25 protein-coding genes and 4 pseudogenes are annotated in these 26,679 nt (G+C 58.2%); 14 read left to right on the top strand and 15 right to left on the bottom strand.

What is annotated here, in order from left to right; genetic code table 11:
• Together ABEB22_RS06155 and ABEB22_RS06160 are read left to right on the top strand one after the other, a co-directional pair.
• Nucleotides 1-1,014, top strand: coding sequence for a hypothetical protein (locus tag ABEB22_RS06155; protein ID WP_406871065.1), 1,014 nt, complete (start codon nt 1-3; stop codon nt 1,012-1,014).
• A complete protein-coding gene (locus tag ABEB22_RS06160; RefSeq protein WP_339113757.1) occupies nt 1,014-2,111 on the top strand; it encodes a flagellar basal body P-ring protein FlgI in 1,098 nt (365 codons plus the stop codon). The genes ABEB22_RS06155 and ABEB22_RS06160 overlap by 1 nt, the downstream gene beginning before the upstream one ends.
• Before the next feature lie 69 nt (nt 2,112-2,180).
• Here ABEB22_RS06160 and ABEB22_RS06165 read toward each other — a convergent pair.
• Nucleotides 2,181-2,357: pseudogene (locus ABEB22_RS06165) on the bottom strand (IS3 family transposase); the annotation flags it as partial.
• Between the two features lie 111 nt (nt 2,358-2,468).
• Nucleotides 2,469-2,676, bottom strand: a pseudogene (locus tag ABEB22_RS06170) (IS3 family transposase); the annotation flags it as partial.
• 86 nt (nt 2,677-2,762) lie between these two features.
• Here ABEB22_RS06170 and ABEB22_RS06175 point away from each other — a divergent pair.
• The 3 genes from ABEB22_RS06175 to ABEB22_RS06185 all read left to right on the top strand — a co-directional run bounded on the left by ABEB22_RS06175 (nt 2,763) and on the right by ABEB22_RS06185 (nt 3,923).
• On the top strand, nt 2,763-3,191 hold the full coding sequence (locus ABEB22_RS06175; RefSeq protein ID WP_406871130.1) for a transposase: 429 nt from the start codon (nt 2,763-2,765) through the stop codon (nt 3,189-3,191).
• Complete coding sequence (gene tnpB, locus ABEB22_RS06180) at nt 3,167-3,361, top strand: IS66 family insertion sequence element accessory protein TnpB (protein ID WP_339113756.1); 195 nt, start codon at nt 3,167-3,169, stop codon at nt 3,359-3,361. The genes ABEB22_RS06175 and tnpB overlap by 25 nt, the downstream gene beginning before the upstream one ends.
• A gap of 241 nt (nt 3,362-3,602) precedes the next feature.
• The gene (locus ABEB22_RS06185) at nt 3,603-3,923 is read left to right on the top strand and encodes a transposase (RefSeq protein WP_406871131.1); all 321 of its coding nucleotides are present in this window, start codon (nt 3,603-3,605) and stop codon (nt 3,921-3,923) included.
• Between the two features lie 148 nt (nt 3,924-4,071).
• On the opposite strand, the gene ABEB22_RS06190 is transcribed toward ABEB22_RS06185, so the two are convergent.
• Nucleotides 4,072-4,611: an AAA family ATPase gene (locus tag ABEB22_RS06190; RefSeq protein WP_406871066.1), complete on the bottom strand. Its 540-nt coding sequence runs from the start codon at nt 4,609-4,611 to the stop codon at nt 4,072-4,074.
• 591 nt (nt 4,612-5,202) lie between these two features.
• Nucleotides 5,203-6,371, bottom strand: a pseudogene (locus tag ABEB22_RS06195) (IS3 family transposase).
• Between the two features lie 76 nt (nt 6,372-6,447).
• Here ABEB22_RS06195 and ABEB22_RS06200 point away from each other — a divergent pair.
• Nucleotides 6,448-7,237 (top strand): annotated as a pseudogene (locus ABEB22_RS06200) (IS3 family transposase); the annotation flags it as partial.
• A gap of 550 nt (nt 7,238-7,787) precedes the next feature.
• On the opposite strand, the gene gyrB reads toward ABEB22_RS06200, so the two are convergent.
• The 9 genes from gyrB to mutM all read right to left on the bottom strand — a co-directional run bounded on the left by gyrB (nt 7,788) and on the right by mutM (nt 17,798).
• On the bottom strand, nt 7,788-10,238 hold the full coding sequence (gene gyrB / locus ABEB22_RS06205; RefSeq protein WP_339113752.1) for a DNA topoisomerase (ATP-hydrolyzing) subunit B: 2,451 nt from the start codon (nt 10,236-10,238) through the stop codon (nt 7,788-7,790).
• A gap of 104 nt (nt 10,239-10,342) precedes the next feature.
• Nucleotides 10,343-10,963: a LysE family translocator gene (locus tag ABEB22_RS06210; RefSeq protein ID WP_406871067.1), complete on the bottom strand. Its 621-nt coding sequence runs from the start codon at nt 10,961-10,963 to the stop codon at nt 10,343-10,345.
• A 7-nt stretch (nt 10,964-10,970) separates the two neighbouring features.
• The gene (locus tag ABEB22_RS06215) at nt 10,971-11,408 is read right to left on the bottom strand and encodes a VOC family protein (RefSeq protein ID WP_406871068.1); all 438 of its coding nucleotides are present in this window, start codon (nt 11,406-11,408) and stop codon (nt 10,971-10,973) included.
• The gene (recF, locus tag ABEB22_RS06220) at nt 11,405-12,460 is read right to left on the bottom strand and encodes a DNA replication/repair protein RecF (RefSeq protein ID WP_406871069.1); all 1,056 of its coding nucleotides are present in this window, start codon (nt 12,458-12,460) and stop codon (nt 11,405-11,407) included. Before recF ends, ABEB22_RS06215 begins: the two co-directional genes overlap by 4 nt.
• A gap of 27 nt (nt 12,461-12,487) precedes the next feature.
• Complete coding sequence (gene dnaN, locus ABEB22_RS06225; RefSeq protein ID WP_339113748.1) at nt 12,488-13,606, bottom strand: DNA polymerase III subunit beta; 1,119 nt, start codon at nt 13,604-13,606, stop codon at nt 12,488-12,490.
• Nucleotides 13,607-13,748: 142 nt separating this feature from the next.
• Nucleotides 13,749-15,146, bottom strand: a complete 1,398-nt coding sequence (dnaA, locus tag ABEB22_RS06230; protein WP_339114439.1) for a chromosomal replication initiator protein DnaA — start codon at nt 15,144-15,146, stop codon at nt 13,749-13,751.
• A 480-nt stretch (nt 15,147-15,626) separates the two neighbouring features.
• Complete coding sequence (gene rpsT / locus ABEB22_RS06235) at nt 15,627-15,893, bottom strand: 30S ribosomal protein S20 (RefSeq protein WP_339113747.1); 267 nt, start codon at nt 15,891-15,893, stop codon at nt 15,627-15,629.
• Nucleotides 15,894-16,090: 197 nt separating this feature from the next.
• Complete coding sequence (locus ABEB22_RS06240; RefSeq protein WP_339113746.1) at nt 16,091-16,867, bottom strand: enoyl-CoA hydratase; 777 nt, start codon at nt 16,865-16,867, stop codon at nt 16,091-16,093.
• Between the two features lie 85 nt (nt 16,868-16,952).
• Nucleotides 16,953-17,798, bottom strand: coding sequence for a bifunctional DNA-formamidopyrimidine glycosylase/DNA-(apurinic or apyrimidinic site) lyase (mutM, locus tag ABEB22_RS06245; RefSeq protein WP_406871070.1), 846 nt, complete (start codon nt 17,796-17,798; stop codon nt 16,953-16,955).
• Between the two features lie 87 nt (nt 17,799-17,885).
• Here mutM and ubiE point away from each other — a divergent pair, with 87 nt between their 5' ends.
• Both ubiE and ubiB read left to right on the top strand, forming a co-directional pair.
• Nucleotides 17,886-18,638: a bifunctional demethylmenaquinone methyltransferase/2-methoxy-6-polyprenyl-1,4-benzoquinol methylase UbiE gene (ubiE, locus tag ABEB22_RS06250; protein ID WP_339113744.1), complete on the top strand. Its 753-nt coding sequence runs from the start codon at nt 17,886-17,888 to the stop codon at nt 18,636-18,638.
• A gap of 1 nt (nt 18,639) precedes the next feature.
• Nucleotides 18,640-20,169: a 2-polyprenylphenol 6-hydroxylase gene (gene ubiB, locus ABEB22_RS06255; protein WP_339113743.1), complete on the top strand. Its 1,530-nt coding sequence runs from the start codon at nt 18,640-18,642 to the stop codon at nt 20,167-20,169.
• On the opposite strand, the gene ABEB22_RS06260 is transcribed toward ubiB, so the two are convergent.
• Together ABEB22_RS06260 and ABEB22_RS06265 are read right to left on the bottom strand one after the other, a co-directional pair.
• Complete coding sequence (locus tag ABEB22_RS06260) at nt 20,170-20,838, bottom strand: flagellar hook capping FlgD N-terminal domain-containing protein (protein WP_350939147.1); 669 nt, start codon at nt 20,836-20,838, stop codon at nt 20,170-20,172.
• 12 nt (nt 20,839-20,850) lie between these two features.
• Nucleotides 20,851-23,022 carry a flagellar hook-length control protein FliK gene (locus ABEB22_RS06265; RefSeq protein ID WP_406871071.1) on the bottom strand — a complete coding sequence of 724 codons (2,172 nt, stop codon included), beginning with the start codon at nt 23,020-23,022 and terminating at the stop codon, nt 20,851-20,853.
• Between the two features lie 110 nt (nt 23,023-23,132).
• On the opposite strand from ABEB22_RS06265, the gene ABEB22_RS06270 reads away from it, so the two are divergent.
• The 6 genes from ABEB22_RS06270 (at nt 23,133) to ABEB22_RS06295 (ending at nt 26,559) form a co-directional block, all read left to right on the top strand.
• Nucleotides 23,133-23,438, top strand: coding sequence for a rod-binding protein (locus ABEB22_RS06270; RefSeq protein WP_339113740.1), 306 nt, complete (start codon nt 23,133-23,135; stop codon nt 23,436-23,438).
• Entirely contained in the window at nt 23,431-23,775 is a 345-nt protein-coding gene (locus ABEB22_RS06275; RefSeq protein WP_339113739.1) for a hypothetical protein, read from the top strand. The genes ABEB22_RS06270 and ABEB22_RS06275 overlap by 8 nt, the downstream gene beginning before the upstream one ends.
• 225 nt (nt 23,776-24,000) lie before the next feature.
• Nucleotides 24,001-24,882: a flagellin gene (locus ABEB22_RS06280; RefSeq protein ID WP_350939149.1), complete on the top strand. Its 882-nt coding sequence runs from the start codon at nt 24,001-24,003 to the stop codon at nt 24,880-24,882.
• Between the two features lie 89 nt (nt 24,883-24,971).
• Nucleotides 24,972-25,349 (top strand): flagellar biosynthesis regulator FlaF, encoded by a 378-nt coding sequence (gene flaF, locus ABEB22_RS06285; RefSeq protein WP_339113737.1) that lies wholly within the window; start codon nt 24,972-24,974, stop codon nt 25,347-25,349.
• Nucleotides 25,346-25,750, top strand: coding sequence for a flagellar biosynthesis repressor FlbT (gene flbT / locus ABEB22_RS06290; protein ID WP_339113736.1), 405 nt, complete (start codon nt 25,346-25,348; stop codon nt 25,748-25,750). The genes flaF and flbT overlap by 4 nt, the downstream gene beginning before the upstream one ends.
• Nucleotides 25,747-26,559, top strand: coding sequence for a DUF1217 domain-containing protein (locus ABEB22_RS06295; RefSeq protein ID WP_350939150.1), 813 nt, complete (start codon nt 25,747-25,749; stop codon nt 26,557-26,559). Before flbT ends, ABEB22_RS06295 begins: the two co-directional genes overlap by 4 nt.
• Nucleotides 26,560-26,679: the final 120 nt, after the last annotated feature.

Consider the following 26,679-nt stretch of genomic DNA (forward strand, 5'->3'; position numbering starts at 1 on the left):
ATGAGCTATTATTCCGTTGGCGATATGGCGCAGGCCTATTCACTGCGTAAGCACAATACGAGCCTCAAGACACTGGTGACGACTCTTAGTGAAGAGGCGACCACTGGTCTGAAGTCGGATGTTGGGAAGGCGGTCAGCGGGGACTATACCCAACTTTCTGCTATCTCGCGCAGCTTGGATAACCTTGAATCCTATAGTCTGGCGACGACTGAGATCTCCCTGACAGCAGAGATGATGCAGAACTCCTTGGAAACGATCCAAGACTATGCAATCTCTCTTGGACCGGAGTTGATCTCAATCGGATCCACGGGAGATCAGACCTCTGTCGAAACGCTCTCGGCGCAAGGCGAAAGCAGCCTTTCGATGATCGTCTCATCTTTGAATTCGTCTGTCGCTGGCCGTTTTGTCTTCAGCGGTGCCGCGATCGACACTCCGGCCGTCGTGAGCGCGGACGAAATGTATGAGCAGGTAATGGCTTACATCGGTGGGGACACCACAAGCGACGGAATCATTGCAGCTGTGAATGCATTCTTTGACGCGCCCGCCGGTGGCGGTGGATATCTCGATCAATCTTATCTTGGTTCTGACAATAGTCAGGGTGCTGTACGTATATCCGAAAATGAAACCGTTCAGTTGGATCTCACCGCAGCCGCATCGGAGATCCGGGAGTCTCTGAAGGGTGCTATGCTGGCACGTATCGCTGCAAACGACGATAATGCTTTGGATCTCTCCACCCGGTCTGCTCTACTTGTTGAGGGGGGAACCGTGCTCACCGCGACTTCAGTGAATATTTCTACGACACGCGGAAAGGTGGGCGCGATTGAGGAAACAATTGCCAATACTGCTACGCGGAACGACGCTGAAGCAAGCAGCCTTGAGATTGCACGCAATAACCTGATTACGGCCGAGCCGTATGAGACATCGACGGCTCTGATTGCAGCTCAGACGCAACTCGAAACGCTCTACGAAATCACATCGCGTCTTTCTCAACTCACGCTGGCGGACTATATCTAATGCGCATCATCTTCGCTTTGTTACTGATTGTCATGCCCGTTGTGTCTTGGGCGTCCCCTATTCGCATTAAGGATTTGGTCGAGTTTGACGGTGTTAGAGGTAATGACATCGTCGGTTACGGTCTGGTCGTCGGTCTCAACGGGACCGGTGACGGCCTACGTAACGCGCCTTTCACTGAAGAAATTATGACGAATGTGCTCGAGAGATTGGGCGTTAACGTTACCGGAGAAACGTCGCGGCCGAAAAACGTCGCTGCTGTTCTGGTAACAGCCGAATTACCTCCGTTCTCCCGTGCTGGAAGTTCGATCGATGTGACTGTCTCTGCTATTGGCGATGCGACCAGTCTTTTGGGGGGGACGCTCATTATGACGCCGCTGAAGGCCGCGGATGGCGAGATCTATGCTGTGGCCCAAGGTGAAATTATTGCGGGTGGTGCAACTGCTCAAGGTGATGCAGCAACGGTTACGCAAGGTGTTCCGACATCTGGTTCTATCCCATCCGGTGCGCATGTTGAACGCGAAATTGCTTTCGAGTTCAATAGTCTAGATCGACTTAGGCTTGCGTTGCGTACGCCCGATTTTACAACCGCCAGCCGAATTGAAAGCGTCATAAATAACGCTTTTGGACGCAATGTCGCAGCGATGCAGGATTCGGGGACCGTTGCACTTGATGTCGGTTTGACAGGCCAGCGCTCTACAGCACATGTGATGAGCCGGATAGAAAATCTCGAGGTAGAGCCGGAACAGCGAGCGCGGGTTGTCGTTGATCAGCGCTCTGGCACAATCGTTATGGGCGAAAACGTTCGCATTTCCCGTGTTGCCGTTAGTCAGGGCAATCTTACTTTGAGAGTGCAAGAGGCTCCTGTAGCCGTTCAGCCGAATCCATTCGCAGAAGGTCAAACTGTCGTAGTTCCAAGAACCGAGGCATCTATCACGGAAGAACCAGGTATTCAGATGGCCGAAGTACCAAGCGGAAATTCACTCTCCGAAGTCGTGGCAGGGCTGAATGCATTGGGAGTTTCACCTCGCGATATGATCGACATTTTAAAGAGCATTAATGCTGCTGGAGCATTGCATGCGGAATTTGTCGTCAACTAGGCTGAGATGGAGAGGAATTGTTATGTCAGGTGAACCGCGCTGGGTTTGCCGGAGGCTGATTTTCGTTAGTCACGCGGCCATGCCTTCAATTTCCAGAGCTGCATAGAGATTGGTCTCCGCCTTCGCGGGCGGAATCTTCCCGATTTGCTCGAGCAGGCGGCGGTTATTAAACCCGTCGCCCCATTCCAGCGTGGCGTATTTGACGGCTTCGAAGCTCAGCAACGGACCACGCCGGGGAATGATCTCATTGACCTGCCCCCTGCTGGTGCCTCATTCATAACGAGAGTCTCCAGATTGGATCTCGGCATATGGCTTCGTCGTCTGGCGCAAGTGCGCCGGGCGTGGAGCCCTCAAATTGCGTAGCACCGGATCCGGTGAACGCTGAACCTCATTTCAGTCATCCTTCGATCCGCACTGACAATCCGGCACCCCCGCCGCTCCGAGAGCGTGAGGCAGGCGCTCAGATGCGCGATCGCCTCGCGCTTCACGACAGGCGTCAGCACTTTATTGAAACCATTTCTTTCATTGCTGCGAGATCGAGCATCTGTTCGGCCAAAAGGTTCTTCGTAAGCGTCGCCTCGACCTCACGTTGCGGATGATGGTCCCGGATGCGAGGTGATTTCCATCTCATGATGGGGAGTGCGTTTCGCAATGTTAGCTACAACTTCGTTTCTCAAATCGCTGAGCGTCGAGATCTGCGCGTCAGGTCACCGCAGTTGGCCCGAAGAAGCAAAGGCCCTAGCCGTTTCGATGACCTTTGAGGTGGGTGCGACGGTGAATGCCGTGGCGGAGCGGTTTGGTATCCTGCCCAATCAGCTCTCGGCGTGGCGCCGAGAGGCCAAGCAATGCAAGCGTGTGCTGCCTGCGGCCAGAGTTGCGGAACCTGTCTTTGCGCCTCTTGTTGTCTGCCACGTCACCGAGGAGGGATCGCATCGAGAGGTAACATCGCAGACGACCCCGATCAGGATTATTCGGGGTGCTGTCGTGATTGAGCTCGCGCATGATATCCCCGCCACTCGGATGGCGCAGATCGTCCATGCGCTGGAGGCGCGTCCATGCTGTTGCCCTCGCAGGGCATAGGGATCTTGAGGGCGACAAAGCCTATCGACTTCCGGAAGGGGCATGACGGTCTCGCGGCGTTGGTCCAGTCGACGCTCACCGAGGATCCCTTCACCGGCACGGTCTTCGTGTTCCGTTCAAAGCGCGCGGACCGAATGAAGATCCTGTTCTGGGACGGCAGGGGCTTGTGATGGCCTACAAGCGGCTAGAGGAAGGCACCTTTACCTAGCCTGCGATCCGCGACGGGGCAATGACGCTGAACCGGGCACAGTTCGAGGCCCTGTTTGCCGGCCTGGATTGGCGTAGTGTGCGATCGCTGGAGATGCGCAGACCAGCTATGGCAGAATGACTCACCCCAGAGAATGCGAGGACATCGGCACCTTGGGCGCGCTATAATCCGCGCGTGTCCAACGCCCCGCGGTTTGGGCGCGGCTGCAGGAGCGGGACGCCCTCAAGGAAGCCAACCGGCGGCTCGAGTATCTCGTGGCTGAGCTGAACCATATCGTGCATGGCAAACGCTCGGAGAAATTGAGCGAGGATGATCGGCAACCGGCCTTCGAAGACTTGGAACTGGCCGTCGCCGCGGTCGAGACCCGCAAGGAGCAGACAGCGCCATCCACCACGCAGCCGCGCCGGACACAGCGGCGCAATCTCGGCTATCTGCCCGCGGATCTGCCGCGCATCGAACGTGTTATTGAACCGAAGAGCCTTGAATGCTCGCCAGTGTCGCGCCATCGGTTCGAGCGACGATGAGGAAGTGTCTAAAAAGCGCTGAGACCGGCCATCGGATGCAATGGCACGAATGACGGCAATGGGCCGTGAGTGTCAGGCAGCGGGAGGCCGGAGGGACCATGCGGTTTGTCCGCTTCAGCAGTTTCGCCACGGAATGTCGCGATCACGGTCAGTTGACCCGCTGCGCACAGATGAAGTCGGCGCGTGTTGTAATGTCGGCGCGCGGCAACTCCGTGATTTGGTATCCGAGCGCGGTGTAGGTCTCCCGTATGACGGCACAGGTCGCTTCAGCTTCGGCGCGAGTCTTCTTGCGTTCGCTGTCTTGCGTGAAGATCTTATCCCAGAACGGCACCAGGAAGGCGCGACGGTTGTAGCGGGCTGACTTGGCTGCTGCGGCGACGTGGGGCGGCACGGGGAGGCCGCAGAGGGTCAGGTAGCCCAAGATATCAGGGATGCCGCGGTCGAAGATCACGGCGCCTGAGAGTGCCTGTGTGGCGCTGTAGGCGCGCAGGTCCTGCTCCAGCATTCGTTCGGCATAGGCAAGGCGATCGGCCCAGGGGAGGGCGTCTCCGCCGCGCTGCAATTCTTCGGAAATGATCGCGCGGCCGGATTCGGGGATTGTATGGAAACCGCGGCGGGCGAGCTCGGTGATGAGGCTGGTCTTGCCCGCACCGGGACCGCCCGTCACGACGAAGAAATGGTCGCTCATGGGCCATCCTGGGGTTTTACAGGGGAAGGGCTGCGCAGCGATCGACACGCCGAAAAGGCGCGGATAAAAGCAGCATGGATTTTCATAGGGAAAACAGCACCCGCCTGCACGGCGGCAGAGGCAAATCCTCTGACGAAAAAGGCAGAACTATCTGGTGCTTTTCAAGTAAATGGGAGTTGTCAGAAAGTTCTGCCTCGGAGGTCCAAGTTTCCCTTTGATTTCAGTGCTTGAAAATCTCGATGCTGAACTGAAGCTGCCTTTTTCGTCAGATAATATTGCCTTTGGCTGCACATGAAAAAGCCGGCGCGGCGGCCGGCTTCTGTGCTTCACAGCTGTATTTTCTGCTCTTACGGCACAATTGAAGGTATTAAGAATGCTGAGGTTACGAGGATATATCCTAAGCTCAGTCGCAAAATGCGATCGTTAGTTAGGAGCGCCAAGGCTTCAAGGACAGCCATCACAATGATGGACGCAGATAAGGCAAGGGCACACGACCCAAGAACGTCTAGAAGGGAAAGGCTCCAAGTTCCTATGGCTAGACCAAAAATTAGCGAGAATGGTCTGCCCCACTTGAGTGGTCCGGTTTGAAAGTTAGTGCATCGTGGGCCTTTGGTCTACGGGCACGATACTTTCGGGTGCTGGTGGGCGATATCCCAAAGAGCTATGCGGACGCACCGTGTTGTAATGCTGGCGCCAGCGTTCGATCAGGATCTGAGCTTCTCTTGAGCCGAATAAAACACCTCCCCATCCAGTAATTCGTCACGAAGCCTAGCATTGAAGCTCTCCACGTCGCCGTTCTCCCAGGGTGACCCCGGTTCGATATAGGCCGTTTTAGTCCCGACCGCGTCGATCCAGTTGCGCAGCTTGGTCGCGATGAATTCGGGGCCGTTATCTGACCTGATAAACCCGGGCGGACCGCGAAGGATGAACAGATCAGTCAGTGCGTCGATGACATCGACCGAGTTCAGCTTGCGTTTGACGCGGATCACCAGCACCTGCCCTAGGTGTACTCATCGACGATATTGAGCATGCGGTAAGCCCGCCCGTCCGCTGTCCGGTCCTGGACAAAATCATAGGACCACACATGGTTCGGCCGCTCGGCCCGCAGCCGCACGCAGGAGCCATCCGCTAGCCAGAGCCGCCCTCGTTTCTTCTGCTTTTGCGGGACTTTAAGCCCCTCGCGTCGCCAAATCCGTTCGACCCGCTTATGATTGACGCACCATCCCGCTTGAACCAACAAGCCAGTGATCTGGCGATAGCCATACCGTCCGTATTGCCTTGCCAGTTCAATGATGTCAGCCGTCAGCAAAGCTTCATCTTGACGACTAACCGGGATCTTGCGCTGGGTTGAGCGGTGCTGCCCAAGAGCCAGACCAAGCACGGCGTTCGGAAACGCCAAGTTCCTGCCGGACATGGTCAATGCACTGTCGGCGACGCGAAGGGCTTAGAAGTTTCCCCGAGCCGCCTCCGTCAGGATCAGCTTGTCGAGCGTCAGATCTGATACGGCCCGTCTAAGCCGCGTATTCTCTTTCTCGAGTTCCTTCAGTCGCTTGAGCTGATCGCGGTTCATCCCGCCAAACTCACGCCGCCAGCGGTAGTAGGTTTGTTGGTTCGGCATGGCCCTCGAACCAGTGGCGGGCACATGCCTCACCGCCAATCTGGCGCACCGCATCCGCCAGCTTCGCGCCTTGATCCTGCAAGACCTCAACCTGACGCAGCTTCATAACGATATCTTCCGGCTTTTCGCGTTTGCCTGCCATCGAAGTAGTCCTCCATCATACGGGATAAATTATCCCAAAAGGTGGACCACTTCAGTGGGGCAAGACCACGACCTAACGCACGACCCCGTCGGGTCGTCAGGAAGATGCTCTACTGACAGCCGATATCACCGAACTGGCACGCCAATACGGGCGAGATGGCTATCGCCAGATCGCCGGTTTATTGAACCAGGGGGGGCAGGTCGCGCCAACCACAAGCGGATCGAGCGGATTTGGCGGCGCGATAGGGGTGAGGAGGATCAGAAAACAGTCCGGGGGACTGTTTTTCCAACGAACGGTCCCACAGAAACAGAAGAAACGGGGCAGGCTCTGGCTGGCGGATGGCTCTGGCTGGCGGCGGCGGGCCGAACGGCCCAACCATGTCTGGTCTTAGGATTTTGTGCAGGACCGGACGGCGGACGGAAGGGCCGATCGCATGCTCAACATCGTTGATGAATACACTCGGGAGGTGCTGGTGATCCGCGTTAAACGCAAGCTCAACTCGGTCGACGTCATCGACGCACTGACCGATCTGTTTATCCTCCGAGGCGCCCCGAGTTCATACGGTCCGATCACGGGCCCGAATACATTACCACCAATCTCCGCAACTGGATCGAAGCGGCAGGCGCCCAAACGGCTTACATGAGCCGGGTTCGCCCTGGGAGAACGGCTATGTAGAGAGCTTCAATGCTAGGCTTCGTGGCGAGTTTCTGGATGGGGAGGTTTTCTATTCACTGAAAGAGGCCCAGATCCTGATCGAACGCTGGCGTAAGCTTTACAACACGGTGCGTCCGCATAGCTCTTTGGGATATCGCCCACCAGCACCCGAAAGTATCGTGCCCGTAGACCAAAGGCCCACGATGCACTAACTTTCAAACCGGACCACTCAGGTGGGGCAGACCAAGGTTTTGCGACATAGGTCGGCGCATTTTGCGTCGTTGCCATATAAGTCGATCCTGCATCGGCTAAGATGCCGATGATCTGTTCGTCCATGCATCTCATTGGATTCATTGTCCGTCCTTAAGTTGGGCCGGACTCTGATCGTTCATGGAGGAAACATCCCGTGGCAAGTCACGATGAAGGCGCATTTCTGCTGAACTGGCAGCTTCAAGATGGTAGGTGGCGCGGTATCGCTTCTCTCCACAGCGATGGCTTCGCCGCCTGCGCTGGCCGTTTGAACAAGCGGCGAAGCCATTGGAAACTTCTTGGACGAATGGTGGAAAGTGGCGCGCCTGAGACAAAACCGCTCGCCCTGAGCCTGTGTATATTTAATCGCCGTCTTATCTACGCCATACTTCGCCGTAGGTCCGGAAATCATTCTCTTGGACGGACAATCTCTGGTCCTGCAAGATGCAAGCTCATAGACAGGGCATGCAGGGAGCGGGGCTCGCGCATCATACTGCGCAAACCCCTATTGGCTTAGAAATCGAGGTTCTCGACGTTCAGCGCGTTCTGCTGGATGAAGTCGCGGCGGGGTTCCACCACATCGCCCATCAGCTTGGTGAAGATGTCGTCGGCCTCGGCCACGTCATCCACTTTCACTTGCAGCAATGTACGGGCAGACGGATCGAGCGTTGTTTCCCAAAGCTGCTCGGGGTTCATCTCGCCCAAGCCCTTATAGCGTTGCAGTGCCAGACCTTTTTCGCCTTCCTGCAGGATCGCGTTCAGCAGTTCCAGCGGGCCGTGGATCAGCTGGTGGCGGTCCTTGCGATGCAGACGCGCGGGCTTGCCGTAGATATCCTGTAGTGCCTTGGTATGCGTGCCCAGACGGCGGCTTTCGCCCGCGCGCATGACCTGACCATCCAGCGTCCGTACTTCCTCGACCCCGCGCAGGATACGGGTCAGGCGCAGGCCGTGATCCTGCGTCTGGCGACCCTGCCAGCCACGCTCGTATTCGAGTGCGACAAGATCCAGGCGGGCGGCCACGGCATCGGCGGTGCCTTGCGCATCATTGTCCAGAACGCCCGGAACCATCGCGCCCGCGATGGCGGCCTGTTCCAGAATATGGCGCGGATAATGGGTCGGGAAGGTGCCTAGGATCCGCTTGATGACGCGGGCCTCCTCGACCACGCGCTGCAGGTCGTTGCCGACGATCTCCTCGCCCGTGCCGAGCTTCAGGACAGCGCCCTCAACCCCTTGGGCGATCAGGTAATCTTCCAGGGCATTCTGGTCCTTGAGGTAAACCTCGGACTTGCCGCGCGAGACCTTATAGAGCGGCGGCTGCGCGATATAGAGATAGCCGCGTTCGATCAGTTCCGGCATCTGGCGGAAGAAGAATGTCAGCAGAAGGGTGCGGATATGGGCGCCGTCCACGTCCGCATCGGTCATGATGATGATCTTGTGGTAGCGTAGCTTGTCGATATTGAACTCGTCGCGACCGATACCGGTGCCGAGCGCGGTGATCAGCGTGCCGATCTGGTCGGAGGACAGCATCCGGTCGAACCGCGCGCGCTCGACATTGAGGATCTTGCCGCGCAGCGGCAGGACGGCCTGATTTTGTCGTGCGCGCCCCTGTTTGGCCGAGCCACCTGCCGAATCCCCCTCGACGAGGAAGACTTCGGAGAAGGCCGGATCCTTTTCCTGACAATCCGCCAGCTTGCCCGGAAGCGATGCCACATCCATCGCCGTTTTCCGACGGGTCAGCTCGCGGGCCTTGCGCGCGGCCTCGCGGGCCAGCGCCGCCTCGACAATCTTGCCGACGATCTGACGGGCTTCGGCGGGATGCTCCTCGAACCATTCGCCAAGCTTCTCGTTCACGAGGTTTTCCACCGCGGGGCGCACCTCGGAGGAGACCAGCTTGTCTTTGGTCTGGCTGGAGAATTTTGGGTCCGGCACTTTGACCGACAGCACGCAGGTCAGGCCTTCGCGGGCATCGTCGCCGGTAAAGTTGACCTTTTCTTTCTTCGCGATCCCCGAGGATTGCGCGTAATTGTTGATCGTGCGGGTCAGCGCGCCACGGAAGCCCGCCATATGGGTGCCGCCATCGCGCTGGGGGATGTTGTTGGTGAAGGGCAGCACGGTCTCGTGATAGCTGTCATTCCACCACAGTGCCACCTCGACGCCGATCCCGTTGACCTCGCCCAGCATATAGACGGGGCTCTCCATCACGGGCGTCTTGGAACGGTCGAGATATTTGACGAATTCGCGCACGCCACCATCGTAATGCAGTTCGGTCTTCAGCGGCTCCGCGGGGCGTTCATCCTCGATGATGATACGCACGCCCGAGTTCAGGAAGGCCAGTTCGCGCAGGCGCTTTTCCAGCGTCTCGAAGCTGTAGTTGAGATTCGAGAAGGTGCCCTCGGGGTCGGTTTCCTTGTTGGACGCAAGGAAGCGGACCTCGGTGCCACGTCCACCGACCTCGTCGCCCACGACATGCACATGCTCGACGCATTCGCCCTTCTCGAAGCGGGCTTTGTAGATCTTGTCGTTGCGCCAGACGGTCAGCTCGAGCCAGTCCGAGAGCGCGTTCACCACTGAAACGCCCACACCGTGCAGACCGCCCGAGACCTTGTAGGCATTGCCATCGGTATCGGTATTGTTGAACTTCCCGCCCGCATGCAGCTGGGTCATGATGACCTCTGCCGCCGAGACGCCTTCCTCGGCATGCATATCGACCGGAATTCCGCGCCCGTTATCGCGCACCGATACCGAGCTATCGGCGTGAATTTTTACATGGACATAGTCGGCATAATTGGCCAGCGCCTCGTCGATGCCGTTATCGACGACCTCATAGACCATGTGATGCAGGCCCGACCCGTCATCCGTATCCCCGATATACATGCCGGGGCGTTTCCGTACAGCTTCCAACCCCTTCAAAACCTTGATGGAATCGGCGCCATATTCGGATTTCTTGACGTGTTCTTCGGTCATGCCTGCTCGTCCTTTTTTACGTCCCCGATTTATAGGGGTTTTGGGCCGCCATGTCACGCCTTAGCCACAGAATTCGGGGCTTTCTTGGCGATACGGGCGGCCTGTCAAATAAGGGCGATCAATACCGCTACGGCAAGCATGAGGCTGCCTGCGATGCGGTTCATGCGGGTCATGGCCGCAGGGCTGGAAATCAGTCTGCGAACGCGGCCGACAAAGGCGGCAAGGATCAGGTTTCCGATCATCGGGCAGAGCGCCGAGAGCAGGGTAATCACCGCGATATCGGCCGGGGTGATCGTGTCGAGCGCGAAGAAGCCCGGCACGACGCCCATATAAAACAGGATCGCCTTGGGGTTACCGAGGATTGCCACGACCCCCACAACAAACCCCGCCCAGCGTCCAGGCCGGGTCAGTTTGCTGTTTTGCGAGATCCCCGCCTTGGCATGGCGGATCAGCATCGCGCCCATAAAGGCGAACATCGCCGCAGCCACCCAGCGCAGGACCGTCAGGAAGCCTGCGACATGCTCTACAACCCAGCTCATGCCGACAAGAGCCAGCACGGACCAGAACGCATCGCCAAGCGCCACGCCCACGGCCAGCGGCCACGCTGCGGCAAAGCCGCCGGAGACGGTGCGTGCGAGCATCGCGAGCCAGACCGGTCCAGGGGTCAGGAAGATCACGAGAAGCGCGCCCGAATAGAACAGGGCCTGATGCAGCGTAATCGTCATGGCAGGGCTACTCGGTCGGGGGCAGCGTCAGGCTGCCATCTGCGGCCAGCGGCCAGAACGGATTCATTGCGACCTCCCAGACATGGCCGTCGGGATCGGACCAATAGCCGGAATATCCGCCCCAGAAGACCTTTTCGGGACGTTTGAGCGGCGTGGCACCTGCCGCGAGGGCTGCGGCAAAGGCTGCGTCCACCTCTGGCTCGGTGTCGAAATTCTGCGCCAGTGTCATGGCGCCCGTGCCAAGGGTCGCGCCCGCACGGCCTTGATCCTTGGCCAGATCATCGCGCCCGAAAAGCGCCAGACCCTGTCCGTGCATCTGGTAGAAAGCCACGCCGTCCTGCTGCGCCGCAGGCTCCCAGCCCAGCTGCGCGTAGAAGGCGCAGGAGGCGGCGAGATCGGTCACACCTAGCGTGATCAGGGTGATGCGCTGCACGGGATAGCTCATTCGACTTCCTCCAGAACCGAGGTCGCGGCCTCTTCCGAGACCTGAAGATAATGTCCGCGCGCGCCCAACGCGTCGAACAAAGCGCGTTCCGTGCCCGTCATGAAGACCTGTGCGTCGAGGGCGCAGATCTCGTCATAAAGGGCTGCGCGGCGGTTCGGGTCAAGATGGGCCGAGACCTCGTCGAGCAGGACGATGGCGGGCGCCCTCTCGATCGCGCGCGCATTGGCCAGCACCAAAGACAGCAGAAGCGCCTTCTGCTCTCCGGTCGAGACCTGATCGGCGGGCATCGCCTTGGCACTGTAGATCGCCGTCAGATCGGCCCGATGCGGCCCTTCCAGTGTGCGTCCGGCGGCCATATCGCGACGGCGCGTCTCGGCCCAGAACAGGGCGAGATCTGCGGTGTCATCGCCGGTAACCGACAGATCGGCCGCCGGAAATGCGGTCTGGGCCGCCGTTTGCGCCTGTGCGATCCGCGTAAGAGCGGCAGCGCGTGCGCCACGGATCTCGGTTGCGGCCTCGCTCATCCGCGCCTCCAGCACCTGATACCAATGCGGATCGCCCGCGCCGTCCTTCAAAAGTCTGTTCCGCTCGCGCATGGCCTTTTCGTAAGCCAGACTGGCCTCGGCATGATCGGGGAAGAAGGACAGAGTGATCCGGTCCAGAAAACGTCGCCGCCCTTCGGGGGCCTCGATCCAGAGCCGGTCCATCGCGGGCACCAGCCACTGAATGCGCACCAGCCGCCCCAAAGCGGTCTGCGGCACAAGTTTTTCATCCACCCGCACCTGACGGGGCTGGGCGGGTGCGGCCTCGGTCTGCACCTCGTGGCCGGACAGTCGGGCGCGGATCTTCCAGCCGACATTTTCAGCACGGCGCATCAGGTCGGGGGCCTGCGCGCGGCGCAACCCCCGACCAGGCGATAAAAGCGAGATCGCCTCGAGGATATTGGTCTTGCCCGCACCATTGGCCCCGAAGATCGCAACAGGGCGCGTATCCGGCGCCAAAACGGCACGGCGATGCGACCGGAACTGATAGAGGCTCAGTTCCGATAGCATCGCATTACTTCCCGTAAGAGGCTGATCTTAGACACGCATCGGCATGACGACATAGACCGCCGAGGTGTCGCCACCTTCGCGCATCAGGGTCGGGTCGCCCGAGGTGTTGAACATGAAGACCGCATTCTCGCGATCGACCTGATTGGCGATTTCCAGCAGGTATTTGGCGTTGAAGCCGATTTCGAGACGCTCGTCGGCATAGGCCACAACCAGCTCCTCCTCGGCGGCACCAGCATCGGGTGCGTTGACCGAGAGCACCAGCTTGTCGGCGTCCAGCGTCAGCTTGACGGCGCGCGAACGTTCAGACGAGACGGTGGCCACACGGTCCACAGCCTTGGCGAACTCGTTTGCATCTACTTCGAGACGGCGCGTATTGCCCATCGGGATCACGCGTGTGTAATCGGGGAAAGTGCCGTCGATAACCTTGGAGGTCAGGGTGATACGCGGGGTGGCAAACCGGACCTTGGTCTCCGAAACCGAGACCTCGATCAGCGTTTCGTCATCGTCCAGAAGTTTGCGCAGCTCGCCCACGGTCTTGCGCGGCACGATCACGCCAGGCATGCCCTCGGCGCCCTGGGGCAGGGGGGCATCGATACGGGCCAGACGGTGACCATCGGTCGCCACGGCGCGCAGCATCTGGCCATCTTCGGCGGTGGCCACATGCAGATAGACGCCGTTCAGGTAGTAGCGGGTCTCCTCGGTCGAGATCGCAAAGCGCGATTTCTCGAAGAGACGTTTCAGCTCGCCCGCCTTGGCCGAGAAATTCGCGGTGTAATCCGAGCTGGCCATCACGGGGAAATCCTCGCGCGGCAAGGTCGCCAGCGTAAAGCTCGAGCGGCCCGCCTCGATCACCAGACGGCCCGAGGCAGGATCATCCATCAGTGTGACGAGCGCCCCGTCGGGCAGCTTGCGCACGATCTCGTGCAGCATCACGGCGGAGACAGTGGTGGCACCGGCCTTCTCGACCTGCGCGGGCGCACGGTCGACCACTTCGATATCGAGATCGGTGGCGCGGAAGGAGATCGTGCTGCCTTCGGCCTCGATCAGCACATTGGCCAGAATCGGGATCGTGTTGCGACGTTCGACAACCGATTGTGCTTGCGCGACGGCTTTCAACAGTTCTGCGCGTTCGATGCTGATCTTCATTTCAATCCCTCACGGCTGTCCGGACCGTGACGTTACCATCTAAGACACCGGACACAAGAATTTTCGCGACAATCTAACGCAAAGGCGGGCAGGTCAAGGGACCAGCCCGCTTTCACACAGATTTCGCTTGGTTTTCCCGGAATCAGTTTTCCAGAAGGCGGCGCAGCAGATCGATATCCTCGGCCAGCTGGCGGTCATCGCCCTTCAGCTCCTCGATCTTGCGGATACCATGCATGATGGTCGTGTGATCGCGGCCACCGAAGCGGCGCCCGATATCGGGAAGCGAGCGGGTGGTGAGCTGTTTGGACAGATACATCGCCACCTGACGCGGACGCGCGATGGTGCGCACGCGCTTGGGGCCGATCATATCCGCAAGACGGACATTGTAATGCTCGGCAACCTTGCGCTGGATCTCCTCGATGGTGACCTTGCGGTCCGAGGTGCGCAAGATATCGGTCAGACATTCCTGTGCCAGATCGAGCGTAATCTCGCGGCCGACCAGCGAGGCGAAGGCGAACAGACGCGTCAGCGCGCCCTCAAGCACACGCACGTTGGTCGAGATACGATGGGCGAGGAATTCCAGCACGCCATCGGCAATCATCAGGCCCGGATATTGCATCCGGTAATTTTCGGTCTTGGTCTGCAGGATGCCAAGGCGCAGCTCGTAATCGGTGGGATGGAGATCCACCACCAGCCCGCATTGCAGGCGCGATTTGATCCGTTCTTCCAGTTCCTTGATCTCGCCCGGCGCACGGTCGGCGGAGATCACGATCTGTTTGCCCTGATCGACGAGCGCGTTGAACGTATGGAAGAACTCTTCCTGCGTCGAATCCTTGCCCGCGATGAACTGTACGTCATCGACCATAAGCACGTCGACCGAGCGGAACATCTCCTTGAAATCCATGATCTGGCGTTCGCGCAGAGCCTGCACGAAACGATACATGAATTGCTCGGCCGAGAGGTAAAGCACGCGCAGATCGGGGCGCTTGGTTTGCAGCTCGTGGGCGATGGCATGCATCAGGTGGGTCTTACCCAGGCCCACGCCACCATAGAGGAAGAGCGGGTTGAAGGTCACCGGACCGCCTTCTGCCACACGGCGCGCGGCGGCATGGGCCAGCTCGTTCGGCTTGCCGACCACGAAAGTGTCAAAGGTAAAACGCTGGTCCAGCGGCGCGCCGGGCAGATCGTCATCCTGCGTCTGGGCAAGACGCGGTTTGATCTGGGCAATGCGTGGCGTGCTCGTGGGGGCAGGGGCCTGCTGGACGGGATTGGCGGAATTGGCCGGACGGATCATCGGTGCCGAAGACACGCGAAGATCGATACGCTCAACGATAATCCCAAATTTGCGCAGCTCGTTCTGGATCGCCTCGGAGAAGTTCCGCTGCACCCAGTCGCGCATGAATTTTGTAGGGGCCTCGAAGGCGGCAATGCCGTCATCGACCTCAATGACCTTCAGCGGGGCAATCCACGTCAGGAAGTTGTTTTTTCCCACGCTCTTTTGCAGCTCATCGCACACACGCCCCCAAGTATCGTCGGTCATCATTCTTGCCCATTCTTATCACACCTCGCGACCAACGATTCTCGGAAAATACGATCCACCACGCCAAACAGATTTTGGCGCGTGGTGCATTTTCTGCACTTAGGACAAGGTTACCCGACCCGCTCACGCGGGTTTCGACAGAATCGAAATGTGGGAGGTGGCAGCCCTCCAGCATCGGAATCGCATCCCCCAGGCCAATTGGTCCGGTTGTTATCCTTGTCGTGGCAGACGTTATTGTCCGGTCCAGCTAGGGTAAGATGCGTCAGTCCCCCGAGGCGACGTTGATCGCTCAGTGAAACTACTCCGGCTCGCTGACGAGTCGCAACAGAACTTCACGCTTGACTCCGGATTGCGTGAATCGAATCTGCCACAGTTTCGTCATGTTGCATTTCGGACATATCATCTTATTGAAAACATTGCGAAAAATGAAAAAGGCGCCATAAATGGCGCCTTTTTATCTTGCTTTTGCAAGGGAATCGCTTAGGCGTTCAGAGCCTTCACGCGAGCCGCCAGACGCGACACTTTGCGCGATGCGGTGTTCTTGTGAATCACGCCTTTGGTCACGCCACGCATCAGTTCCGGCTGCGCCACTTTCAGAGCTTCCTGAGCTGCTGCGTAGTCGCCCGAGGTGATGGCTTCTTCGACTTTGCGGAGGAAGGTACGGATGCGCGAACGACGTGCTTTGTTGATGTCGTTACGACGCTCGTTCTGACGTGCGCGCTTTTTGGACTGGAGCGTATTTGCCATGTGTGTGTTTCCACTTTCGGGTTTGGTACAATATGCGACTGCATGCAAAACCCGGGCACACCAGTGAACCGGTTGATTCTAGCCTAAGCGGGCTCCACACGCATTTGAAGGGGGCCTATACGGCAATTTTGCCAAGTTGGGAAGCCCCAAATGAGAACCGGGCCCCGAGGCCCGGCATTTCGCGTAAGTGACCGCGCTTATTTATCGCGGAATTGCGGCTCGCGCTTCTCGAGGAAGGCGGCCATGCCCTCTTTCTGGTCCTCGGTGGCAAACAGCGCGTGGAACATGCGTTTTTCAAACAGCAGCCCCTCGCGCAGGGTGGTCTCGTAGGAGCGGTTCACCGCCTCCTTCACCACCATGGCCGAAAGCTGCGATTTCTCGGCGATCTTCGAGGCGGCAGCCATGGCTTCGGACACCAGTTTGGCAGTCGGCACCACGCGGGAGACAAGGCCCGAACGCTCGGCTTCCTCGGCATCCATGAACCGGCCCGTCAGATGCATGTCCATTGCCTTCGACTTGCCCACGAAACGGGTCAGGCGCTGGGTGCCGCCGATTCCCGCGCAGATGCCGAGATTGATCTCGGGCTGGCCGAATTTCGCATTATCGGCGCAGATGATGAAGTCGCACATCATCGCCAGTTCGCAGCCGCCGCCAAGCGCATAGCCCGACACGGCTGCAATCACCGGCTTGCGGGTGCGCAGGAAATTCTCTGTGGCATCGCCGAAGAAATCGGCCTTGAACATGCCGACAAAGCCCTTCTCGGACATTTCCTTGATGTCGGCGCCGGCGGCAAAGGCCTTCTCGGAGCCGGTGATGACAATGGCACGCACCTTGTCATTGGCGTCGAGATTCGCCAGCGCGTCCCCCATCTCGGTCAGCAGAACGGAGTTCAGCGCGTTCAGTGCCTCCGGACGGTTGAGCCGGACTAGGGCGACATTATCTTCGATCTCGACGATCAGCGTCTGGTAGGCCATTTGGCAGTGCCTTTCCTTTTCATCAGACCGGAGTCCTAACAAAACCGGCCCATATATCAAGTCAACTCTCGCGCCCGTGTTCCTCTTAGCGCTGGCAATGCGCACAATAAAAGCTGGATCGCCCCGATTGCACGATCCTGAGCACCGGTTGCCCGCAGTTTTGGCAGGGCGCGCCCTCGCGACCATAAACTTTGAAGCGGTGCTGGAAATATCCCAGCTCCCCATCGGCCTGCCGGTGGTCGCGGAGCGAAGATCCACCCGCCTCGATAGCTTCCTCCAGAACCTCGCGGATGATTGCGACAAGAGGCCGCAGACGCTTTTCGGCAATCTGGCGGCCCTGGCGGCGCGGATCGATGCCCGCGCGGAACAGCACCTCGCAGACATAGATATTGCCAAGCCCCGCCACGATCGCCTGATCCAGAAGCAACGTCTTGATCGGGCTCGCGCGACTGCGCAGTCTGGCGGTCAGATACTCCTCGTTCAGCTGGTTGCTGAACGGTTCAGGGCCGAGCTTCTCGAGGAGCCAGTAACTGTCCTCGGCGCCAGTGGGGAACAGATCCATCGCCCCGAAGCGACGCGCATCATTGAAGGTGACACGCCCGCCGCCCTCCATATGGAAGACGATGTGGTCATGTTTCTGTGGCGTCGGGTGGTCGATGACGAACTCGCCCAGTGCCACACCGGAGACCAGCATCCGCCCCGACATGCCCAGATGGATCAGGAGGGTCTCCCCGCGATCCAGATCGGCAAGGATATATTTCGAGCGTCTGCGCAGGCGCAATATGCGTGCGCCGGTCAGGCGGGCGGCCATGTTATCCGGCAGGGGCCAGCGCAGATCGGGGCGGTTGACCTCGGCGCGTTCGATCACGCGGCCCTCCATCGCGGGTAAAAGGCCCCGCCTGACGGTTTCGACCTCGGGAAGTTCGGGCATTGTGATCGTCCTCGTGCATTGTCACTTCTGAAACGGCCCCTATAAGAAGGGGGTAGACCAGACGAACCTCAAGGGGCCACGGGACAGATGACCGCAGATCAGAGCAAGACGACGCATTTCGGCTTTCAGACCGTGGACGAGAGCCAGAAGGCCGGCATGGTGCATGGCGTGTTCTCGCGCGTGGCTTCGAAATACGACATCATGAACGACCTGATGAGCATGGGCATCCATCGCGTCTGGAAAGACGCGATGATGGATTGGCTTGCGCCGCGCCGTGGCCAGAAGCTTCTGGATGTGGCGGGGGGGACCGGCGATGTGGCCTTCCGCTTTCTCGGTCGTGCGCCCGAAGCCACGGCGACCGTCTGCGATATGACCGAATCGATGCTGATCGAGGGCCAGAAGCGCGCCGAGGCCGAGGATATGGCCGAGCGTCTGGACTGGATCGTGGGCGATGCGATGGCGCTGCCCTTCGAGGATAACTCCTTTGATGTCTATACGATTTCCTTCGGTATCCGGAACGTGACGCGCGTGCAGGACGCGCTGGACGAAGCCTATCGTGTGCTGAAACCCGGCGGGCGTCTGATGGTTCTGGAATTCAGCCAGATCCCGAATGATCTGATGCAGAAAGCCTATGATCTCTATTCCTTCAATATCATTCCGGTGATGGGCCAGATCGTGGCCAATGATCGTGACAGCTACCAGTATCTGGTCGAATCAATCCGCAAATTCCCCGATCAGGAGACGTTCCTGTCGATGATTCGCAAGGCGGGCTTCGAGCAGGCGAGCTATCGCAACCTGACCATGGGTATCGCGGCGCTGCATTCTGGCTGGAAGATCTGAGATGCGCGGGCCGATCAATATCTGGCGCCTGATCCGCACTGGCGCCACCTTCATCCGCTCGCGCGCGATGCATCAGGTGCTGGAGGCCATGGACGCGCCGCCGCGCCTGCGGGCGGCCGCCTATGCGGTATCGGCCCCTTTCGCGTGGCTTGGCTACAAGGGCGACCCGAACTTGCCGCCGGTGACACGGGCGATCACAGCGCTTGGTCCGGCCTATATCAAATTCGGGCAGATTCTATCGACGCGCGCAGATGTGGTCGGGCCAGAACTGGCCACGCAGTTGCGCGTGTTGCAAGACCGCCTGCCACCGTTCTCGACCGATCTGGCAAAGAAGACGATCGAGGAAGAATTCGAGCGTCCGATCTCCGAGATGTTCACCGAGTTTTCCGAGCCTGTGGCTGCGGCCTCTATCGCACAGGTCCATCAGGCCGTGCTGGCGCGTACTGGCGAGAAGGTTGCCGTGAAGGTGCTACGTCCGGGGATCGAACGCGCCTTCCGCCGTGATCTCGATGCGTTCCATTTTGTGGCGAAATTCATCGAGCGGTTCTCGCCTTCGTCGCGAAGGTTGCGTCCGACCGATGTGGTGAAACACTTCGAGCGCACTGTCATGGGGGAGTTGGATCTGCGCATGGAAGCGGCGCGCGCGTCGCAATTTGCCGCGAATACGGCAGATGATGCGGGGTTTGCGGTGCCAAAGCCTGCCTGGGACATGTCGAGCCGCCGCGTGATGGTGCTGGACTGGGCCGAGGGCGTGCCGATGGGCGATCCCGAGGCGATAAGGGCTGCAGGCCATGATCTGGTCGCACTGTCCGAGCGTATCTTGCAGCTCTTTCTCAGCCATGCGCTGCGCGACGGATATTTCCATGGGGATATGCATCAGGGCAACCTGAAGGTCGCCGCCAATGGTGATATTCTTGCCTATGATTTCGGGATCATGGGGCAGATCGATGAATATACCCGTCGTGTCTATGCCGAGATCCTCATCGGGTTCATCCAGCGCGATTACCGCCGTGTGGCCGAGGTGCATTTCGAGGCGGGCTATGTGCCCGCGGATCGGGACGTGAACGAATTCGCGCTGGCCCTTCGCGCGGTGGGCGAACCGATCTTTGGCATGGATGCAAGCCATATTTCGATGGCACGCCTTCTGGCCTATCTCTTTGAAGTCACGGAGCGTTTCGGAATGCCGACGCGCACCGAACTGATCTTGCTGCAGCGATCGATGGTTGTGGCCGAGGGGGTCGCACGGTCTCTGAACCCGTCGCTGAATATGTGGCAGGCCGCCAAGCCCGCCGTCGAGACCTATATCCGTGAGAATCTCGGGCCGAAAGCGGCGCTGCATGACCTGCGCAAGGTGGTGAAAGTCATGGCGCGTTACAGCCCGCAATTCCCCGATATGTTGAAGAATTCCATCGAGCGGCGCGCGCATCCGGAGGCGCCAACCCCTGCGGACAAACCGCTTCATCCCGCCATTTGGGCGGGGATCATCGCAGCTGTCTTCGTCGCGGGGCTGGCGGCCGGTCTGCTGGCCTGATCAGCTTGAGGGGCTACGCAGTCCGGTGATATCGTCGCTCGAGACGGTAGAGCCCGACATCATGACGAGTTCCGTGCCGCTATCGGTGACGCGCGCTTCGATGATGCGGCCATAGGCTGGTGCGGTCTCGGTAGAGATAAGGTCACTGCCGCTATAGCTTTTGAGTGTGAAGGTGTAGTTGCCATAATCGGCGGTTTCACCATCCGAATTGGTGCCGTCCCACTCGACGAAATCCTCGTCCACATCTACGGCACCGCTGTAAACGGTGTTCCCCGACTCGTCCTGAACCGTAAGAACAGCCGAATCCGCTTGGCTATCGGCTTCGGTTTCAACGACGATCGAGCTACCAAAGAAATACACAGGCTCTTCGGTTTTTCCGTCCATACCGACCCAGCTTGCCAGCTCCGAGATGCCCATCTGGCTGATCGAGGATGCGATGCTTTCCAGAAGCGAGTTGGTCTCTACCTGCTGTTCGACCCCCGAGAAGGTCGCGAGTTGCACGGCATAATCCGTACTATCCATCGGATTGAGCGGGTCCTGATTCTGCATCTGGACGGTCAGCATCTCGAGAAAGGTCTGGTAATCCGAGGTTGCGAAGGTTTGTGCATCCGCCGTCGAGCTGGAGCTCGTCGCGGATGCCGTGGTTGAGGCGCTTGTTACAGTGGTCATGGAAATCCTCCGTCACATTCTGAGATCTAGCCCCCCCAGCACGGAGCCGGAGGTGCGCGAGGGATTGAGGGTGTTGGAAATGGAGCCAGCGCTGAATGCGGCTTGGGTTCCGCGTTCGGCGCGGATACGGTCGGCTTGTTCGGCAAGTTCCTGGGCGTTCTGCCCGCTTTGGCCCTGATCCGTGAAATTCAGGTTCACATCCGTATAGCCGAGCTCCCGCAGGTCGCGGCTGAGCATCTCGGCATGTCTTCGCATCAGGTCGAGAGTTTCGGGCCTGTCGGCATAGATCATCACGGACATGCCGCTGTCGCTATGATGCATGACCATCCGCACCTTACCCAATTCTTCGGGGGCGAGGGTCAATTCGACTGCTCCATCCGATGTGCTGGTTGCGGCGCGTGCGAGCTGTTGCGAGACGTTTTGGGCCATAGCCTGTTGCGCGGCGGGTTGGGATGCCGTTGTCGCCGCGGTCATGCCGGTGTGACTGGGGAGAGGAGCAAGGCCGAAGCGTTGGCTGTCTTCATCGATAGGAGTGGGTTGATCCTGCGCAAGCAAGCCGCTTTCCGCCGGCAGAGACTGTCCGGATGCGCCGTTCGACATTGTCGTGCTCGCTGCGGAGGTAACGGCATAGGCCGTCTCCATACGCGATTGCGCCGTTCGGTCCTTGCCGATCTGGGTAACTGTCAGTTCCTCGTCGAGTTGTTCGCTAAGTTCACGGCGCTTCGTGACATATTTCTCGGCACCCAGTTGCGCCTGCGCAACCGTTTGTAGAGGTATCGCCGAGGTCTGCAGGGGCGTATTCGAGCCGGTATTCACGGTCGAGGTAATAGTCGTCGTATCCGTGCTATCGGTCGTCTCGATGTCGATCGGTGCTGCTGCGGCCGGCTGGGTTTCCTGCGGAGAAATGGCACCGGTCTGCCCGGTTACAATGCCGGAAGGTACTTTGGGTTGCGAGATGTTACGCACCGAGACGCCAATCTCGCTGCGCAGCGCGGGATCGGATTCCACATTTTCGTCCGTCGGAATCGGTAGAGCTACGGCATTTTCCGAGATCTCCTCCATACCGTCGGGAAGTGCAATCTGCCCGGAGGTGGCTCCGTTCTGTGGTGTGCTGAAGAAGCTTGCAGTCGAACTGTGCAAGGCGAATCGTGCTTCGCTGACCGAAGGTGCCGCGGTCGCGGTATATCTTGCTTCGGGGCGCTGCTCGGAGGCTGGCTGTAGTGTTGCGGGTTCGTCTGCTGTTGCGACCGTCTCAGCGGTGCCGGTCTCGTCCGCTGCTGTCAACTGACGACCATATACATCAGATTGCCGAGGCAGGTCGGGTTGCGGAGTTGCGCTCGTACCAGAGGAGGACTGGGCACCAGGGCGAACCGTTTGAGGGGGAGCCTTCTCTTGCGACGCGAAGCCTCGGTTATTGAAAGCGATTTGTGCGGTTGGCTCCGAGGCCTGCAACTCGGAATCCTGCATCGGTGCTACTGCTGACTGCGGCACCATGGCGGATTGCGTCTGGACGCCTGTGTGCGAGAGGAATTCAGGCGCGGTATCTGTTCCCTTATCTGTCTGGAAGGAAGCCATTTCCTCGTCCAGTTCGGCGTGGGGTTCGCTCACTTCCGATGCCGTGAAGTTCAACGTTGGGGAGCTTCGGGGATCAGATTGAGGGAGTGCCGATGCCTCTAGCTGCGTATCGGCGGCAGGAACGTGCTCGGTATCGAAAACCTCATCCGTTTGGTCTCCATCCTTCGAGGAACCATCATTTTTCTTGCTCTCGACCGGAGAGCTGGTGGCCTCTGCTGCGCGCGGCAAGCCCTGTTCTGTCCAGAGAGGATTACTTTGTTCACCTGGCGCCCACGCTTTATCCGTGTTCTTTGCAGAAGAAGGAGCATCTTGCGGTGCTTTGATCTGCCCGGGTGTTACTGTGGGCATCTCGGCAGAGACAATCTGTTCGTCGCGCGGCAAGTTGAATGCGCGGGGTTGCTGTTCAGAATTCGTAGAAACCGGGCCCTTTGAATGTGGCCGAATCGTCGCGCCAGTATCAGCGCGGCCTATCGTCTCGGTCAGAGCCGAAAACTCCAAAGAAAATTCTGTGCTCTTACCGTTCGTCGCGGTGGCGGGCGAATCGATTCCAGCTGCTTGGCCCTTTGTAGAAAAGGGAAATTGAGCTGCTATTGCGTCAAAACTGGTCATGATCCTCAAGACTTCTGCCTGTGATGATCACCACATTGCCTCAATGAGGTTACCGGTTCTTTACCGCAAGCTGTCAAAAAGGAGAGAATGCGAATGATGCGGAGAATCCCATGCAAGTCACATCGACTGGGTTACCTTTAACGACAGATGGATCGAAGTCCTTGCGCGTTGTCAGCGCGGAGCAGCAAGAGAAGATGCGTGATACTGCGCAGGCTCTTGAGGCGAGCTTCCTGTCCGAGATGCTCAAATATACGGGTTTGGGCGAAAATAAATCCGAGTTTTCCGGCGGTGTCGGCGAGGAACAGTTCTCGTCGTTCTTGCGGGAAGAGCAGGCCAGTGAGATGGCAAAGGCCGGAGGAATCGGCCTGGCTGAAACTATTTTCAACTCGATGCTGAAGAGGGCGCAGAATGGCTGATAAAGATGATGCGGTAGTTGAGGAGCTGATCAATTTGCTGCGCCTCGAACGGGATGTGATTCGCAAAGCAGAATTCGAAGCGCTGACGGCTCTGGTTGCGCGAAAGGAAGCACTCCTTATGCAGGTGAAGGATTTCCCGGCGCAAAAGCTGAAGCGTGCACATGAGATGTCCCGCCAGAATCAGCGACTTCTTTCTGCGGCGTTGAAAGGTATCCGCGCGGCGCAGATCAGGCTCTCGGCGATCCAGAAAGCGGCCCATAGTTTCGGAAGCTACGACAAATCGGGCCGCCCGCAGCGCATTGTCGGTACGCAGGGGTCGATCGAGAAGCGCGCATAAACCATTTTAATAAAATGCAACCAAAACAAGGCCGGCCTCAAAGCCGGCCTTAGCTTTTCGTTAGGGGAGATGGTGCAAACATACCCCTGCATCCAGTGACTGGGTGGCGCGCTCCGGGAACCGGGGCGCATGTGTCAGAAGGACCTGTGCATTCGCTCCGACAAGAAGTCGGGCGGTATATAGACACCTTCGCGCAAAAGCGCACATATCTGAGGACCCAAAACTATGTCCAGCATTCTGACCAACACCGGCGCAATGACCGCACTTCAAACCCTGAAGTCGATCAACTCCTCGCTTGGCGATACCCAATCGGCCATCTCGACCGGTAAAGATATCTCCACTGCAAAAGATAACGCCGCAGTTTGGGCAATTTCGAAAGTCATGGAATCGGACGTTGCCGGTTTCAATGCGATCGAAGACTCTCTCGCTCTGGGTGAATCGACCGTTGCTGTCGCGTCGACCGGCGCAGAGCAAATCGTTGAGAAACTCAACGAGATGAAAGAGAAAATCGTTTCGGCGACCGGTGAGAACGTTGATAACGACAAGCTGACCGCAGACGTGAACGAGCTGAAAAAGCAAATCGGTTCGATCATCAATGCGTCGCAGTTCAACGGTGCAAACCTTCTGCGCACCGATGTTGATGGCAATGGCGGGACCGGTATCAGCGTCCTGTCCTCGCTCGACCGCGTCGGTTCGGGCACGGGTGCGACGGTGAGTGCGTCGAATATCAACGTGGCATCGGCTGACCTCGAAGCTGCGTTCGGTACCTACAGTGCGGCTGCCTCTGATGGTGGCATGCTGACCGACATCGACGTGTCCAGCGCAACTGCCGCTGATGCATCGCTGGCGGCGATCGAAGCCCATATCCAGACTGCAACCAACAAAGCTGCAGAACTGGGTGCCGCTGCTTCGCGCATCTCCGATCAGAGCGACTTCATCTCGAAGCTCTCTGATGCCGTGACCTCGGGTATCGGTTCGCTCGTCGACGCCGATATGGAAGAGACGTCGGCACGTCTGCAGGCTCTGCAGGTTCAGCAACAGCTGGGCACGCAAGCTCTGTCGATTGCCAACCAAGCGCCGCAACAGCTCCTGTCGCTGTTCCAGTAATGAGCATCTGAGGGGCGCAGTCAATGCGCCCCTCAACCACCTGGCAAAACGCCGGGTTTTAAAACTTGCAGCCACAGGAAGGGCTTCTCGTGAACGCTTATGCTCAGGCCAAAATGGCCTATTCCAAACCAAACCAGGCGGTGCGAACCGACCGCGATATCGAGTACGAAGCACTTGCTCGTATCACCAGCCGCCTTCGTGGTGTAGCTGGCAAAGAAAAAGAAAAGTTTCCAGATCTCGTCGACGCTGTAAGCCGAAACCGCAAATTGTGGCGGATCTTCGCAGATGATGTCGGTCTTTCGGATAACGGCCTACCAGAGTTGTTGCGGGCGCGGATATTATTCCTCCAGAAATTCGTCGATGTGCACAGCTCGAAGGTTCTGGCGCGTAAAGCTAACCTCGATCCTCTTATAGAAATTAATACTGCCATTATGCGTGGCCTTCGCCCTACTGGAGGCACAAAATGAGTGGCCTTGTTCTAAAGTTGGCTCCCAAGGAGCGTGTTCTCATTAATGGCGCTGTGATCGAGAATGGAGACCGGAGATCCCGTCTCGCGATCATGACCCCGAACGCGAATATTTTGCGACTTCGCGATGCAATCCATCCTGAGGAGGCAAACACACCTGTTCGCCGGGTATGCTATATCGCGCAACTCGTTTTGTCGGGAGATAACAATCCTGAAGAAACTCGACTGCAGCTACTGCGCGGTATTGAGCAGCTTAGCCAAGTCTTGACGGATCACGATAGCAGGACGCAGCTCGCGATTGCAACCAAATCCGTTCTTGAGGAACAGCACTATCAGGCTCTCAAGGCGCTTCGTAGTCTTCTACCAAGGGAGGAGCGGCTTCTGGCCGCGGCACGCCAATGACATATCAACCCATTGTTCCGCTAAGTGGTTATGCCGGTTGGAAAGTCCTTAATCGGACAATGGAAACACAGAAGGCGGCATTCACCGCCTCTGTGACTATTCAGAATGACGAAGAGTATTTTCGTGAAAATATCGGAAACGTAACCTCGGCGGAGGAACTCGTTTCCGATTATCGACTGCTCAAAGTTGCGCTGGGGGCTTTTGGTCTAGATGATGACCTACAGAACAAGTATTTCATCAAGAAGGTTCTCGAAGAGGGTACGCTTGACGAGGATTCCTTTGCAAACAAGCTTTCGGATAAGAAATATGCGGCACTTTCCGAAGCCTTCGGTTTTGATTTCGATCCACCCAATACCGTTCTGAGTTCCTTCGCTGACGAGATGATCGCGAATTACGAAGAAAGGCAGTTTGAGATTGCTGTGGGAGATAGTGATGAAAGCTACCGTTTCGCACTCAATGCTCAGCGTGAATTGGCAGACCTCGCAGCAGAGGATAGCTCTGACAATACAAAATGGTATACGATTATAGGTAATGAAGCTCTCGCTACGGTTATGCGCACCGGTTTGGGATTGCCCGAAAGTACATCGTCCTTGGATGTCGACCAACAGGTCACAATATTCAAGCAAAAGGCCCAACAGGTATTCGGGTCCGATGAGGTTTCACAATTCACTGACGAGGAGAGCGTCGAGAAGCTCATCAAATACTATCTTCTGCGAGATCAGGTGATGAACGGCAGTGTTTCAACCAGCTCCAACTCTATTGCGCTAACCCTGCTGCAAAACGCAGCCAGCTTTTCTGCTCGTTTTTAATGTAAAGCCAAGCATTAAATCACGGGGCCAGTGGCTAGTTTAGGAATGTACTTGGTAATCCCCCCGTTTTTGCGGGGGCTTGGTCGTAGAGTTTCCGCGGCCATTCTCAGTTTCTATGCT

It is taken from the genome of Thioclava sp. 'Guangxiensis', assembly GCF_045348365.1.
Classification (GTDB): Bacteria; Pseudomonadota; Alphaproteobacteria; order Rhodobacterales; family Rhodobacteraceae; genus Thioclava; species Thioclava kandeliae.